The organism is Shinella sp. 20P9.1.1 (assembly GCF_057798995.1).
The window spans coordinates 1-15,161 of the sequence record NZ_JBYOLC010000006.1; the positions used below are offsets into that span (position 1 = coordinate 1).

The following is a 15,161-nucleotide window of genomic DNA, read 5'->3' on the forward strand; positions in this document are numbered from 1 at the left end:
ATTGCTTCGAACCAACAGAAATTACGTATAAGATGAGACTAAAGAATAGTAGTCTGGTTCTCTAATGTCTTGGAAGCCATACCTGTAAAGATATTTTCTAGCACATCTCCACGCTAAAACGAAACTGGGAATTTTTGTTTCGTTTGGTGTCTTCGTGTCTTTATACCATGAGCCATCGATTAGCTCTATTTTTTCCGGTAATTTATATGACTTTATGCCGAGCTTTAGTAAAGCTTTTTTCCTTTCACCCAGGGCTCTCTGGATTATGTTCAGAAGCCATCCATCGAGTTCACTAAGTTTGTCAACTTGATCGACTAATACGTAGAATGACATCAGCCCTTGAATGGTTTTTATCTTTTTATTGCTTTCGATGAAATCTACTAACTGTTTATGTTTCAGTTTCCCATATACGTATTTTCTAATTTCGTTAAGGCATGTTACCAGATCCCAGTCGTGCGCTGAGACGTTTACTCTTGATTTTGAGAACAGCCCTTTTTTGGGGTTAAGTAATAAATGTATATATATAATCTTGCTGACTTTTCTCTTTATTTTCCTTACTGCTTTATCTGTGAGGCCGATGTGGCTCTTCGAAATTTTGTGCCCTAGATATGAGAAATGATCGATGTGGCGAAGGTCATGGCCTTCGCCGTCGTTTAAGTAAAAAGTACGCTCTTGGGATGGGATCAAGGATTTGAGTTTCTCAATTCCTGGCGATTTATCAAAATTAATTCGAACACCTGATCGCTCACAATGAGCTTTGAACTCGTCCGCAACAAGTAGTGCGTCATCGTGATTTTTGGTCGCACACAATACATCATCAGCAAAGCGGACAAATTGCCCGTTTTGCTGTTCTAGTCGTTTATCTAGTTCATGCGCCGCAATGTTGGACAGAAACAGAGACAGCGAGCAACCTTGTGGAACGCCGCGAATTTTATGAAGGATTTGTGGTGGTCCAATCCGGGATTGCCTCAAATACCGATGCGCCATGAATTTCTTTAGGAGAAATCTCTCAATTTGAGTTGTGAAGAAATACTCCTTCTCATCCAGTATTTTTGACAAATAATTGTGATCTATTGTGTCAAAGTATTTAGAGAAATCATATTGAACTATGTATGTCTTGTCTTCCGAAATAAATGATTTTATTTGTATTATTGCATCGTATATCGATTTGTCTGGCCTGAATGAAAAGCTGTATGGGGAAAATATATTTATATTTTTCTTGGTTAATCTTTTATGAAATAGGCTGGCTACCGCCGTATCTATTATGGAAAATACCATAATCTCCCGCGTTCCGCCTGTCTCTTTGGGGATGGATAGTTCGATGGCTGGCGCCGGTTCATATGTGCGATCTTGAATTTTCGCCCATATTACCTTTGCGTAGAACTTTGATCGTGAAAGACAATGACGAGGATCGAATAGCGGATATTGCTCCCAATACCAAGGGTATTGATTTTTTACTTTTGGAGCAGTGCTCGCAGTGCGTTTCAGGAATTTTCTCTGTAACTACGTTGATAGTAGTGATCTATATCGATTTTCCGAAGCATAGATTTAGCTTTGGTTTCGATAGCTTTTTGTATGAGGTCTTGCACAATTCCTCCATCCGACACCGCCTCCGCCGATTAAGGCGGAGGCAATGCGCCGAACTGTCCTACAGTCAGGGGGTCGTTTGCGAAGGGCGAACGACTATCGCAGTCGTCCTGCAAAGAGAGCTTTGAACCTCGGCTATCACGCAAGTGACTATTTTTAGAATATGCAATTTTGACGTGAAGTAAACGGGCATAATTGGAAATTAGCGGGAGTTGCTGTCTATCGCCCCGGCCGTCCCGTTTTCCCCTTCGTTCGCGCTTTCCGCTTCGCCTCCGCCGGGTCCTCATAGCTCCCTGCGCCAATCTTCCCCCGCCGGACCGGCTTCGCGTCGTCGGCACCATCGGCACGTTCGGGTTGGCCTTCGAGGAGGGGGGCGTGGCGTTTTTTGGTGGAGAGGGTTTCCTCCGGGCGGGCGGGCAGGTCTCCGGTGACGGGCTTTTCAGTGCGGCCGACGGTCATTTCGTCGAGCGTGTTGCGGCGGAACAGCGATTTGCCCGCGGGCGTGGCGACGTCGCGGCCCATCTCGTCCAGCGAAGGCTTGCGGAAGAGCGGGCGTTCGGTGTCGGTGCCCGGGCCCATGTCGTCGAGCGAGGGTTTTTGGAAGAGGGATTTCGAGGCCACGTCCGCGTCTGCGGTGGTGGATCCTCGGGTCGAGCCCGAGGATGACGTCGGCGAGGTTGGGCGCGACTTTCCCGATGGTGTGCCGGAGGCGGCAGCGCCGGCCTTTCCGCTATTGCTGCCTTCCTGACTTCTCGCCGAACCTTTTGCATTCCCATTCGCGCCTTCGGCGCTCCGCGCCGGGTTTTTCATGCTCCCTGTCGCGCCTTCGGCGCTCTTCGCCTCTTGCCGCGCCATCGGGTCGTCCATGACGGCGAGTTCGGCGGCCTTGAGGCGTTTGATCTCGTCGCGCAGGCGGGCGGCCTTTTCGAAATCGAGATCGGCGGCGGCGTCGCCCATGGCTTTTTCCAGCGCGTTGAGATGGGCCTGCAGGTTGTTGCCGACGAGGTTGCCGCCATCGGCAAAGCCCTTGCCGGAGACGCCGGAAATGTCGGCGCGGACATGGTCGCGCTCGTAGACCGAGTCGAGGATGTCGGAAATCCTGGCCTTCACCGATTCCGGGGTGATGCCGTGCGCCTCGTTATAGGCGACCTGCTTTTCGCGGCGGCGGGTCGTCTCGTCCATGGCGCGTTGCATGGAGCCGGTGATCTGGTCGGCATAGAGGATGACCTTGCCGTCGACGTTTCGCGCCGCACGACCAATGGTCTGCACGAGAGACGTCTCCGAGCGCAAAAAACCTTCCTTGTCGGCATCGAGGATGGCGACGAAGCCGCATTCGGGAATGTCGAGACCTTCGCGCAGCAGGTTGATGCCGACGAGCACGTCGAAGGCGCCGAGACGCAGGTCGCGGATGATCTCGATGCGCTCCAGCGTGTCGATGTCGCTGTGCATGTAGCGCACGCGAACACCCTGTTCGTGCAGGTATTCGGTGAGGTCTTCGGCCATGCGCTTGGTGAGCACGGTGACGAGCGTGCGGTAGCCGGCCTGCGCGGTCTCGCGGATTTCGCCCAGCACGTCGTCCACCTGGCTTTTCGCCGGGCGTACCTCGACGGGCGGGTCGATCAGGCCGGTCGGGCGGATGACTTGCTCGGCGAAGACGCCGCCGGCCGCTTCCATTTCCCAGTTGCCGGGGGTGGCCGAGACGGCGATCGTGTCGGGGCGCATGGCGTCCCATTCCTCGAAGCGCAGCGGGCGGTTGTCCATGCAGGAGGGCAGGCGGAAGCCGTATTCGGCCAGCGTCGCCTTGCGGCGGAAGTCGCCGCGATACATGCCGCCGATCTGCGGGATCGTGACGTGGCTTTCGTCAATGAAGATCAGCGCGTTGTCGGGGATGTATTCGAAGAGGGTCGGCGGCGGCTCGCCGGGCTTGCGGCCGGTGAGGTAGCGCGAATAGTTCTCGATGCCGGCGCAGGAGCCGGTGGCCTCCAGCATCTCGATATCGTAGCGCGTGCGCTGCTCCAGGCGCTGCGCCTCCAGCAGGCGGCCGGCCTTTTCCAGCTCGGCGAGGCGCAGCTTCAGCTCCTCCTTGATCGCCTTGATGGCGCCGTTCAGCGTCGGGCGCGGGGTGACGTAGTGGCTGTTGGCGTAGATTTTCACCGATTTCAGGTCGCCGGTCTTCTGGCCGGTCAGCGGATCGAATTCGGTGATCGCGTCGATCTCGTCGCCGAACATCGAGATGCGCCAGGCGGCATCCTCCAAGTGTGCCGGGAAGATTTCGATCGTATCGCCGCGCACGCGAAAACTGCCGCGCTGAAAATCCATCTCGCGGCGCTTGTATTGCTGGGCGACGAGGTCGGCGAGCAGCTGGCGCTGGTCGAGCCGTTCGCCCACCTCCATCTGGAAGGTCATGGCGGTGTAGGTCTCGACCGAGCCGATACCGTAGATGCAGGAGACCGAGGCGACGATGATGCAGTCGTCGCGCTCCAGCAGCGAACGGGTGGCGGAGTGGCGCATGCGGTCGATCTGCTCGTTGATCGACGATTCCTTCTCGATGAAGGTATCGGAGCGCGGCACATAGGCTTCCGGCTGGTAATAATCGTAGTAGGAGACGAAATATTCGACCGCGTTTTCCGGAAAGAAGTTCTTGAACTCGCTGTAGAGCTGGGCGGCCAGCGTCTTATTCGGCGCGAGGATGACGGCGGGGCGCTGCGTCTGCTCGATCACCTTGGCCATGGTGAAGGTTTTGCCGGAGCCGGTGACGCCGAGCAGGACCTGGCTGCGCTCGCCGGAGGACAGGCCCTCGACGAGATCGGCAATCGCGGTCGGCTGGTCGCCGGCGGGCTGGTATTCGCTGATCATGCGGATAGGGATGCCGCCTTCCGACTTGGCGGGGCGGGCGGGGCGGTGCGGCGTCCAGAGCTTGCCGTCCTTGAACAGCGGGTTGCCGCTCTCGATGAGGGCGGACAGCGCTTCCACCGTCGCGGTGACGGCCGTGCCGGCATTGAGCGATGCGGCGTCTTCCAGCGAGACATCCATGCCGGAGACCGGGTTGAGGCCGGCGGCGGCGCGGGTCTTCGGGTCCGAGGACCCGCCGATGGAGACGCCGCGCGAGGTCTTGGAGGCCGTGACGTTTTCCGTATGGCGGCGGGCGGCGTTCTCCACCGTCTTGCGGTGTTTGCCCGCCTTGGAGGCGACCTCGCGGCGGCTTTCGACGCTTCCCGCCTCGGCTTCCGCCTCGAGCTGCTTCACCCAATCCGAGACGCTGCCGGACAGGGGCGCGCCCTCGAAAGGCGATTGCGGGGCTTCCTCGAAACCGGGGTTCGAGGCGGTGGGTTTTTTCGGAGCTTTGGCCATGCGGGGAATATGGAGAGAGTCAGGCGGAAAGAAAAGGGGTTTTGAGTACAAAAGGGAAACGAATTTGCGGCCGTCTCTGCCCGTTATCAGGGAAGGCAGGGCGAGGGGGCGATCATGGATACGGTGATTGACGAGGCGGCATTGATGCCGAAGGAGAGCGCGCTGGCGGCGCTGCACGAGGCGGTGGCGGCCTACAATGCCGAGCGCGGCCGGGTGACTAACACGCTCTATGTCAACATGGTGCTGCTGTTCGGCGGCTATGTCGTTCTGGCCGGCATTTTCGCCTATATCGCCTTCACCGAGATCGACAAGAATATCGTCGGCATCGTGCTGGGGCTGCTGTTTTTCGGCGGCACGGTCGTCTGGCGTGTCGCGCAGGCGCCGTCGAAGCGCTTCCAGCAGGATTTGCGCGACCGCCTGCTGCCGCTGGTCTTCGGCTTCATCGACGAGGTGCAGTATGGGCACGGCGTCGAGCCGCGCTTCATGGGCGCCATGCCCGGCAAGGAGCTCTTGGCGCGCGATCGCAGCGAACACGGCGACATGATCGCCGGCAGGCATGAGGGGCTGGCCTTTACGCTTTCGGAGACGGAGATGAGCACCGGCAGCGGCAAGAGCCGGAACACCACCTTCAAGGGCATCATCTTCCATTTCGTGCGCGACGAGGAATTTCCAGGTTTGTTGCTTGCTGCTCGCAAGCCGAACAGCGTGCAGCTGTTCTTCCGCGATCTCTTCGGCGGCAGTTCCATGCCGCTGGTGACGAGCGGCAATCCTGAACTCGACGCTTCGCACGAATTCCGCACCGACCGGCCGGATGCCGCGACACCCATCGTGCAGGGCGCGCTCGCCAAGGCACTTGATTACCTCTCCACCGAATGGCGCGACGACGTGGTGCGTCTCGCGCTGCGGCGGCGGGATTGTTATCTGCTGCTGCCCTCGAAGAAGAATTTCTTCGAGCTGCCGCCGGTGGATACGCCGATCGATTTCGACCGGCACCTGAGGCCGATGATCCGCGATATCGTCACACTGCTGGCGACGGCGAAGCTGGTCAGCAAGATCGGTTAGTTCGTCAGGCCGACGAAGAGCGTCCGCACCTCATCCGCCACATGCTGCACCGCGCGATCCTTGTCGCGGCGGCGGTGCCAGGCGAGGTGGAGGGGGAAGCCGGTGACGGGGATGGGGGGAAGGGCGACGTGGAAGCGCGTTGCGGCCTCCGGCGGCAGGCAATGGCTCGGCATCATGGCGATGAGATCGCTGTCGTCCAGAAGCGCGGGTACCATCAGGAAGCTGGGCACGACGATGCCGACGCGGCGGGTCTTGCCGAGGGGGGCGAGCTGGTCGTCGAAGGGCGTGCGCGTATCGCCGCGGCCGGAGACGAGGATGTGCGGAAAGGCGAGCCAGCGGTCCAGCGTGAAGTGCTGCGCGGCGGGATGATTCTTCCGCATGGCGACGACGTAGTGCTCGTCGACCAGCGTCTCGCGGTGGAAGGCGGTCTCGTCGACGGTCGGGAAGACCGAGAGGGCGATGTCGCTGGCACCGCGGGCCAGCGATTCCAGCGCCTCGGGCGCGCCATGCCAGGGCTGGATGACCAGGTCGATGCCGGGGGCGGACTGGGCGAGCGCGCGGTGCAGGGCGCCGGCGATCAGGATGCCGGGAAAATCGGCGGTGAGAATGCGCACGGTCTGGCGGATTTCGGCGAGCGGTTCCTCCGGTGCATCGACCACGGCGGCGATGCCGACGAGAAGGGTTTTGAGCGGATCGCGCAGGCTTTCCGCCTTCGGCGTCAGGCGCATGCCGCCCTTGCCGCGCTCCAGCAACGGATCCCCGAAGAGATGGCGGCAGCGGTCAAGCGCGCTCGATGTGGCGGGCTGCGACAGGTTGAGCTTTGCGGCGGCGCGCGAGACATGGGCCTCGTCGAGCAGGGCGTCGAGAATAACGAGAAGGTTCAGGTCGACGGATCTTAAATTCATGAGATCGATAATAGCATATACAAATCATTCCAATGGATGATTTCAGCATGCGCGGCATCCTGATGGCGTCAACACAGGAGACGACGCCATGAGCAAGACCTTGATCCTTCTCTTCCACCCCGATCTCAACCGCTCGCGCGCCAATGCGGCGCTGGCCGGTGCGGCCGCCCGCCTACCGGGTATCGAAGTCGCCGATATGTACGCGCTCTACCCCGATGGCGCGGTCGATGCGGATCGCGAGGTGGCGCGGCTGCTTGCGGCCGACCGGATCGTGCTGCAGTTCCCGATCCAGTGGTATGCCACGCCGCCGCTGTTGCAGGCGTGGAAGGATGCGGTGCTGACCCGCATGTTCTACATCAGCTATCCGACCGAGGGGCGCCTGCTGGAGGGCAAGCCGCTGCTCGTCGTCGCAACGGCCGGCAATGTGCCGGAGGCCTATCAGCGCGGTGGCGCCAACAAGTTCACCATGGAAGAGCTGCTGCGCCCGCTGGAGGCGACGGCGCACCGGTGCAGCCTGCCGTGGCAGGCGCCGTTCCTGGTCTATCGCGCGGACAAGCTCGACGATCTCTCGCTGCACAGCGCGGCGAAGGACTATGCGGCGATCCTCGAAACGTGGCGGCGGGAGGATACGCAGCGTTTTCTCGTGGAAGCCTGGGGGTGATGGGCGAGCATCGAGGGAACGAGGGGCCGGGCGATTGGCCCGGCTGCGTCTCTCGGCATCCGGCGGAGGGGAGTCCGCCGTCGCTTTCAACCGGACTACCCCGATCTGATGCGAAAGATTTTATTCCGGCGATTGAAAGTCTTGTTCGCTTTCTAATGCCGGGCTCAACGCCAACGACATTGCTGTGAACGATAGCTTGCTGTTTTTGTTAACAATTTCGTGATGGCGGCCGCTTTCTCCCGCAACCCGCTGATGGCGCAGGCTATTTTTGCTCGATTGACACCCCGGAAACACAGGATCAGATAGGTCGCACAGGGTTCAAACGTCAGGAGGGATTAGGATGACGATACCACCCGGTGCATCACCGCAACTGTATAACGAGGACCTTGCGCCCGCGACGGAGCGCAATTGGGGGGCCTTCTCCATCTTCAACGTCTGGACATCGGACGTGCACAGCCTGTGGGGCTATTATCTCGCCGCCAGCCTGTTTCTCTTCTGTGGAAGCTTCGTGAACTTCCTGCTGGCCATCGGCGTCGGCTCGCTGATGATCTTCTTCCTGATGCACATGGTCGGCCTTGCCGGCGTGCGCACCGGCGTGCCGTTTCCGGTTCTCGCCCGCGCCTCCTTCGGCATCTGGGGCGCGAACTTCCCGGCCATCGTGCGGGCCATCGTCGCCTGCTTCTGGTATGGCGCACAGACGGCGGCCGCTTCCGGCGCCATCGTTGCGCTGCTCATCCGCAACGAGAGCCTGCTGCAATTTCACCAGTCGAGCCACATGCTCGGCCATTCGACGCTGGAACTGATCTGCTATGTCGTCGTCTGGGGCCTTCAGCTGCTGATCATCCAGAACGGTATGGAAACGGTGCGCAAGTTCCAGGACTGGGCCGGTCCTGCCGTCTGGGTCATGATGCTGCTGCTTGCCGTCTATCTCGTCGTCAAGGCCGGCGGTTTCTCGCTCAGCCACACGATCCCGATGGACGTGCTGCTGGAGAAGACCAAGGATGCGGGTGTACCGGGCGTGCCGGGCTCGCTTGCCGCTCTCGGTGCAGTTGCGGCGATCTGGGTCACCTATTTCTCGGCGCTCTATCTCAACTTCTGCGACTTCTCGCGCTATTGCCCGAGCGAGCGTTCGCTGACGGTCGGCAATCTCTGGGGCCTGCCGGTCAACCTCATCCTGTTCTCGCTGGTCGCCGGCGTCACCACGATTGCGGCCTATAGCGTCTATGGCGAGGTGCTGCTGCATCCCGACCAGATCTCGGCCAAATTCGACAGCGTCTTCCTGGCGCTGCTCGCCGCGCTCACCTTCGCGGTGGCCACGCTCGGCATCAACGTCGTGGCGAACTTCGTCTCGCCGGCCTTCGACTTCGCCAACGTCTTCCCCAAGCATATCGACTTCAAGAAGGGCGGCTATATCGCGGCGTTCATCGCGCTCGTGCTCTATCCCTTCGCGCCCTGGGAAAGCGGTGCAGCGCATTTCGTCAACATGATCGGCAACACGATGGGCCCGATCTTCGGCGTCATGATGGTCGACTACTACCTCATCCGCAAAGGCCGGGTGAATGTCGAGGCGCTCTACCGTGAAGACGGCGAGTTCCGCTTCGAGAACGGCTGGCATGTCAACGCGCTGATCGCTGCCGGTGTCGGCATCGTCTTCTCGTCGATCCTGCCGGGCTTCACCAGCATCATGCCGTCCTGGTGGGGTGTCTATGGCTGGTTCTTCGGCGTCGCCATTGCCGGCATCATCTACTACGGCCTGCGCGCCTCCAGCCTGCGCAAGGCTCTGCCGGCCTGATCGTAGGCTTATAGACGTCGCTTCATGGCCCCGGGCGGAAACGCCCGGGGCTTTTTTGCTCATGACACACCTGAAAATCTAGTGTTCGCCGGTCGCCATCCGGGCCATGTGCGCGGCATGCTGGTCGAGCCAGCGCGGGATGTCGGCGGCGGGCATCGGGCGGGCGAAATGGTAGCCCTGGGCGTGGCGGCAGCCGAGCATGCGCAGGACTTCGGCCTCCTCCTCGTTCTCGACGCCTTCCACCACGATATCGATGGACAGCGCATGGCCGATGCCAATGAGGGCGGCGATGAGGGCCTGGTTCTCGCGGCTGGTGGCGATGCCCTTGACGAAGCTGCGGTCGATCTTCAGCCGGTCGATATGCAGGCTGACGAGATAGGCGAGCGAGGAATGCCCCATGCCGAAATCATCGACCGCCAGGCGGAAGCCGGCGGCCTCCAGCCGGGCAAGCTCGGCGCCGGCCGCCTGCGTATCGAGCGTCGCTTCCTCGGTGATCTCGATTTCCATCAGCGCCGGGGAAACCTTATGCGCGTGAACGATGTCGGTGAGCAAGCGCGACAGCGTATTGCCGGAAAATTCGCGCGGCGAGACATTCACGGCGACCGCAGCCTCCGGCAGGCCGAGGCGCGGCAGGGTTTGCAGCAGCTCGGCGGCGCGGGTCGCGACATAGCCGGTCAATGAAGGCGATATATGCAGGGCATGGGCGGCGCGCACGATATCCGGCGGGCTGACGGCGCCGAGTTCGGTGTGCGACCAGCGCAGCAGCGCCTCGAAGCCGGTGACGCGGCCGGTGGCGAGTTCTACCTGCGGCTGGAAGACGACGGTCAGGTCGCGGTTCTCGATGGCCTCCGTCAGGCTGGCCTCGATGAGACGCTGGCGCTCGATGCGGGCCTTGAGGACCGGATTGAACAGGCCGAGACGGCGGCGGCCGCCTTCCTTGGCGGCATAGAGCGCGATATCGGCGCTGGCGAAAAGATCGTCGGCGGTCTCGCCATGATGGGGATGCAGCGCAAGGCCGGCGCTGGCGCCGACGGTGACGGGCCGCTCGTCGATGACGATGGGTTCGGCGGCGAGGCGAACGATGCCGTTGCCGATTTCGCGGCCGCGCGCTTCCGCATTGTCTCCTTCGATGATGACGGCGAACTCGTCGCCGCCGAGGCGCACGACCGTATCATCTGGGCCGGTGAGGCTGGCGAGGCGGCCAGCGATCTCTGTCAGCACGGCATCGCCGGCGCCGTGGCCCATCGTGTCGTTGATCGCCTTGAAGCGGTCGAGGTCGATTGCGAGCAGGGCGAGCGTGCCGCTGGGCACGGTCCCGTCGAGCAGATCGCGCAGGCGCTGGTTGAACAGCGCGCGATTGCCGAGCCCGGTCAGCGGGTCGCGGTTGGCGAGCGAGGCGAGTTGCTCGTAGGACTGGCGGATTTTCGCATTGGCGTCCGACAGCGAGGCGGCAAGCGCCACGGCTTTCAGCCGATCGATCTGGCTGCGGATGAAGCCCGCCTCGCTGAGCTGGCTGGCGCGCAGCATCATGACGGCGAGCAAAAGCACGTCGGCGGAGATGACAAGGGCGGCCGTCGTTCCGGTGAGCAGGAGGGAAAGGATGATCGTGGCGAGCGGCGGCCCGGCAAAGACTAGGGCGGTGCGGGCATAGGCGGTGCTCTGCATGAGCGAGCCCGCGCAGATGCCGGCGATGATGAAGATGAGGTAGGGATTGAGGCCGTTTGCCCCATAGGCCGCGCCGATGAAGGGCGGCAGGCTCCAGGCGAGGCCGCCGCCGAGCGCGCCGAGCGACAGCACGCCGAGCGCACGCTTCGGCCGCTCCACCGCGCAGTTGAGCCGGCGGACGATGCGCACACCGATATAGCGGGCGAGATTGATGGCGAGGACGGTGGCGAGCCAGGCCAGGATGCCGGCGCTCGGTTCATCCAGCCAGAGCACGGCGGCGGTGGTGGCGGCGAGGAAGCAGTTGGCGCCGAGCGACAGGGTGATGCCGTCCAGCACGGACAGGGCCTGTGCGGAGAGTATCTGCCGTCGTGTCGCTTCATCCTCCGGCATCAGCCGGGCCGCATTCGTCATTGTCTTCCCGATTCAGACGGAATCGCCGCCACGGCGATGTGGGCGGATGGTGTGGCGGTGGGCATAAGATTGTCTTAACGGGGGATCGCGAGAATCCATGAGGTTCCGGGCTTGACGGCGGCGGCGGCTCGGATATTTCCGTGCATAAAGTCTCCCCAGCGTCAGGAATCACCCATGCCCTTCAGCCTCAACCCCGCGGCCGTCTGGCCGATCGTGCTGCTCGCCCTTTCCAACGTCTTCATGACCTTTGCCTGGTATGGCCACCTGAAGTTCAAATCGGCGCCGCTCTTCATCGCGATCCTTGCCAGCTGGGGCATCGCCTTCTTCGAATATTGCCTGGCCGTGCCGGCCAACCGTATCGGTCACGAGGTCTATTCGGCGGCACAGCTCAAGACCATCCAGGAAGTCATTACACTCCTGGTCTTCGCTGGTTTCTCCGTCTTCTGGCTGAAGGAAAGCCTCACCTGGAACCACGCCGTCGGTTTCATGCTGATCGCAGCAGGCGCGGCCTTCGTGTTCAAGGGCTGAATGTCGATCGATCCTATTCCAGCATATCGAACGCCCGGAAAATCCAGCTCAATTGATAGAGGATGCCCAGCGTCACGAAGGTGACGTGGTAGCGGCGGCTGGCGGTCCAGGCGGCGGTGAGGCAGAGCAGGATGAAGACGGCGTTGCGCAGCGGGTATTCGTAGCCGAAGGAGCCGAAATAGGCTTCGCCCTTGAGGGCCGTGTCGATCAGGTCCACGGCGAAGACGAGGGCGAAGACGCCGAAGAACCATTTGCGGCGGGAATAGAAATAGTCCTCGTAGCCGGCATAGTCGTCGAGCACGGTGGGAAAGAGCATCACCGCGAGCAGGAAGAACAGGCAGCAATAGCTGATCAGGAAGAGATAGACGCCGAAGCCGATCGTCGTCAGCGCCTGCAGACGAAATTCCCACCACCAGAAATGCAACAGGAACAGCAGGAGGAACCCGGCCCAGGCGAGATGCACGGGATAGGGCTTCACCTTGCCGGGATGCTGGACGAGCAGGGCGACGCCCGTCAGGATGCGGGCGATGCTGAGACTGACCACCATGCCGATGACGACGCGCACATGGCCGAACAGTGCGGGATCCGGGGGCGTGTGCTCCATCGCTTTCCCGCCCTCTTAGTCGACAGGAACGGGCGTGGGCTGGCCGGACTGGTCGAGGGCGACCATGATGAAGGTGGCGCCAGTCACCTTTTCCAGCGTCGTCGTCAGGTAGCGCTGCGCCCAGGCCTCGACGCTGAGCGTGATCGAGGTGCGGCCGACGCGGGCGATGTCGGTGTAGATGCTGAGCGTGTCGCCGATCTTCACCGGCAGTTCGAAGGCCATTTCCTTGACGGCTGCGGTTACGACGCGGCCGCGGGCGCGTTCCGCCGCGCGGATGCCCGAAGCCAAGTCCATCTGCGCCATGACCCAGCCACCGAAAATATCGCCGGCGGCATTGGCATCGCCCGGCATGGCGAGCGTGCGAAGGGTGAGCTGGCCGTTCGGCGTCCGGGTGTCTGTCATGCGGGTCCTCTCCATCTTTCCCTTGGTCTAGCCGAATGCGGGCGAGGGAGAAAGAGGCAGGTGCAGGGCATCTGCCCTGCCTTCTCGTATATATGCGCGATCCCAAAATTGATGATTGCAATTTTAGACGATTTTAAAGGGTTTCCCGGACCCTCGGGCACAAGGCGCAGTGTGCCAAAAGATCGAGGAGAGCCCGGTGAAGAATTTCAGAATATCGACGCGTCTATCTTTGCTGGTCGGTCTTGCCTTGACCATCTTCGCCACGGCTCTCGTCTACAGTCTTTATCATTATCAGGATGCGATGGTGGCCGAGCGCAAGTCGAAGCTTGCCGCGATGGACCAGAGCATGCTGACATTGTTCAAGCATTACAATGATCTGGAAACGGCCGGCACGCTGACGCGCGAGGAAGCGCAGACCCGTGCCAAGGATGCGGTGCGCGCGCTGCGCTATGAGGGCAGCGGCTATTTCTGGATCAACGACATGAACGCCGTGATCGTGATGCATCCGATCAAGCCTGCGCTCGACGGCACGGACCAGTCCGCCATGGCCGACCCGACCGGCAAGAAGATCTTTACGGAATTCGTCAAGGCCGTGAAGGGCAGCCCAGACGGCCAGGCTTTCGTCGACTATCTCTGGCCGAAGCCGGGCTTTGACGAGCCCGTCCTGAAATATTCGCATGTCGCCGGTTTCGCGCCCTGGGGCTGGATTGTCGGCACTGGCGTCTATGCGGACGACCTTGCGGCGATGTTCCGCAGCAATGCGATCGAGATGGCGATGATCCTCGCCGCAGGCGGCCTTGCCATCATTCTCGCCGCCTATGGCATCGTGAAGAGCGTTACCGGCCCGATCCTGCGCCTCAAGGCCTCCATGCAGGCGATCGCCGAGGAGGATGTTTCCCGCGACGTGCCCGAGACCGAGCGCAGGGACGAGATCGGCGAAATGGCGAAGGTCGTCTCGGTGCTGCGCCAGTCGGTCGCCGAGCGGGCGGAACTGCGCGTCCGCGAAGGTGAGCAGCAGGCGCGGCTCGATAGCGAGCGCTCGGAAGGCGAACGCCGCCAGCGGGCGGTGAGCCAGGGCCAGTCGGATGCCATGCACACGGTCGGCGAGGCGCTCGAGCGTCTTGCGGCCGGCGACCTCACGGCGTCGATCGATGCGATCGCGCCTGAGTATGCCAAGCTGCGCGACGACTTCAACCGCGCCGTCGATGCGCTCTCGGGCACCGTCAACGCGATCGCCCGGTCCACGGACGTCGTCTATGGCAGCGCCGGCGGCATTGCCGAGGCGGCCAACAACCTGTCGCACCGCACCGAACAGCAGGCGGCCTCGCTGGAGGAAACCGCCGCCGCCCTCGACGAGATCACCGCCACGGTGCGCAGCGCCTCTGAGCGGGCCGCCGAGGCAAGCCGCATGGTGGCCGAAACCAAGCAGTCGACCGGCCGCTCCGGCACGATCGTGCGCGATGCCGTTGCCGCGATGAGCCGCATCGAGGACGCTTCGAGCCGCATCAGCCAGATCATCGGCGTGATCGACGAGATCGCCTTCCAGACCAACCTTCTGGCGCTGAATGCCGGTGTCGAGGCTGCCCGTGCCGGCGAGGCAGGACGTGGCTTCGCGGTCGTCGCACAGGAAGTGCGCGAACTGGCGCAGCGCTCGGCCAATGCCGCCAAGGAGATCAAGGGCCTGATCAGCAATTCGGCGGCCGAAGTCGGCACCGGCGTGGCGCTGGTGCGCTCGACGGGCGATGCGCTGACGGAGATCGAGGCGCTCGTCAACAAGGTGAACGAGCAGGTCAATTCGATTGCGACCTCGGCCCGCGAGCAGGCGACCGGCCTTGCCGAAGTGAACACGGCCGTCAACCAGATGGACCAGATGACCCAGCAGAACGCCGCGATGGTGGAGGAAACCAACGCCGCCGGCCAGACGCTGACCCAGGAAAGCGAGCAGCTGAAGCGGCTGCTCGGGAACTTCCGGCTCTCGCCAGCCGGAGCGGCGGATTACCGGCGCCGCGCCGCATAAAAGCAAAAGACTTTTCTCCGGAAAACCTCGCCCCGGCGCCCCCGCGCCGGGGTTTTTCGTTTGGAGTGAAAACGGTTCCTTTACCCTGTTGCGAGAAAATCCAGTGGAATTGCGGGGGCATGGTCTCCCGTGTCCGGTTTCGTGCCTGTGCTGTCCGAATGCGGACAAAAGCGGCC

11 protein-coding genes are annotated in these 15,161 nt (G+C 61.6%); 5 read left to right on the forward strand and 6 right to left on the reverse strand.

Going from position 1 to position 15,161, the window contains the following annotated elements:
* Window positions 1-21: 21 nt before the first annotated feature.
* Both AC27VQ_RS11995 and uvrB read right to left on the reverse strand, forming a co-directional pair.
* Window positions 22-1,488: a reverse transcriptase domain-containing protein gene (locus AC27VQ_RS11995; protein WP_488716652.1), complete on the reverse strand. Its 1,467-nt coding sequence runs from the start codon at window positions 1,486-1,488 to the stop codon at window positions 22-24.
* Window positions 1,489-1,806: 318 nt separating this feature from the next.
* Window positions 1,807-4,938, reverse strand: coding sequence for an excinuclease ABC subunit UvrB (uvrB, locus tag AC27VQ_RS12000; RefSeq protein WP_488716425.1), 3,132 nt, complete (start codon window positions 4,936-4,938; stop codon window positions 1,807-1,809).
* Between the two features lie 114 nt (window positions 4,939-5,052).
* Here uvrB and AC27VQ_RS12005 point away from each other — a divergent pair, with 114 nt between their 5' ends.
* Window positions 5,053-6,000 carry a hypothetical protein gene (locus tag AC27VQ_RS12005; protein WP_488716426.1) on the forward strand — a complete coding sequence of 316 codons (948 nt, stop codon included), beginning with the start codon at window positions 5,053-5,055 and terminating at the stop codon, window positions 5,998-6,000.
* Here the strand turns inward: AC27VQ_RS12005 and AC27VQ_RS12010 are convergent.
* Complete coding sequence (locus AC27VQ_RS12010; protein WP_488716427.1) at window positions 5,997-6,905, reverse strand: LysR family transcriptional regulator; 909 nt, start codon at window positions 6,903-6,905, stop codon at window positions 5,997-5,999. The two genes, AC27VQ_RS12005 and AC27VQ_RS12010, sit on opposite strands and share 4 nt — an antisense overlap.
* Window positions 6,906-6,993: 88 nt before the next feature.
* On the opposite strand from AC27VQ_RS12010, the gene AC27VQ_RS12015 reads away from it, so the two are divergent.
* Window positions 6,994-7,566 carry an NAD(P)H-dependent oxidoreductase gene (locus AC27VQ_RS12015; RefSeq protein WP_488716428.1) on the forward strand — a complete coding sequence of 191 codons (573 nt, stop codon included), beginning with the start codon at window positions 6,994-6,996 and terminating at the stop codon, window positions 7,564-7,566.
* A 340-nt stretch (window positions 7,567-7,906) separates the two neighbouring features.
* Window positions 7,907-9,358, forward strand: coding sequence for an NCS1 family nucleobase:cation symporter-1 (locus AC27VQ_RS12020; protein WP_488716429.1), 1,452 nt, complete (start codon window positions 7,907-7,909; stop codon window positions 9,356-9,358).
* Between the two features lie 78 nt (window positions 9,359-9,436).
* On the opposite strand, the gene AC27VQ_RS12025 is transcribed toward AC27VQ_RS12020, so the two are convergent.
* A complete protein-coding gene (locus AC27VQ_RS12025; RefSeq protein WP_488716430.1) occupies window positions 9,437-11,434 on the reverse strand; it encodes a putative bifunctional diguanylate cyclase/phosphodiesterase in 1,998 nt (665 codons plus the stop codon).
* Between the two features lie 174 nt (window positions 11,435-11,608).
* Here AC27VQ_RS12025 and AC27VQ_RS12030 point away from each other — a divergent pair, with 174 nt between their 5' ends.
* A complete protein-coding gene (locus AC27VQ_RS12030) occupies window positions 11,609-11,962 on the forward strand; it encodes a DMT family protein (protein ID WP_298100209.1) in 354 nt (117 codons plus the stop codon).
* Window positions 11,963-11,975: 13 nt separating this feature from the next.
* On the opposite strand, the gene AC27VQ_RS12035 is transcribed toward AC27VQ_RS12030, so the two are convergent.
* Both AC27VQ_RS12035 and AC27VQ_RS12040 read right to left on the reverse strand, forming a co-directional pair.
* A complete protein-coding gene (locus AC27VQ_RS12035) occupies window positions 11,976-12,566 on the reverse strand; it encodes a hypothetical protein (protein WP_421593414.1) in 591 nt (196 codons plus the stop codon).
* Window positions 12,567-12,581: 15 nt separating this feature from the next.
* Window positions 12,582-12,968, reverse strand: coding sequence for an acyl-CoA thioesterase (locus AC27VQ_RS12040; RefSeq protein ID WP_488716431.1), 387 nt, complete (start codon window positions 12,966-12,968; stop codon window positions 12,582-12,584).
* Between the two features lie 196 nt (window positions 12,969-13,164).
* On the opposite strand from AC27VQ_RS12040, the gene AC27VQ_RS12045 reads away from it, so the two are divergent.
* Window positions 13,165-14,985: a methyl-accepting chemotaxis protein gene (locus tag AC27VQ_RS12045; protein WP_488716432.1), complete on the forward strand. Its 1,821-nt coding sequence runs from the start codon at window positions 13,165-13,167 to the stop codon at window positions 14,983-14,985.
* Window positions 14,986-15,161 lie beyond the last annotated feature (176 nt).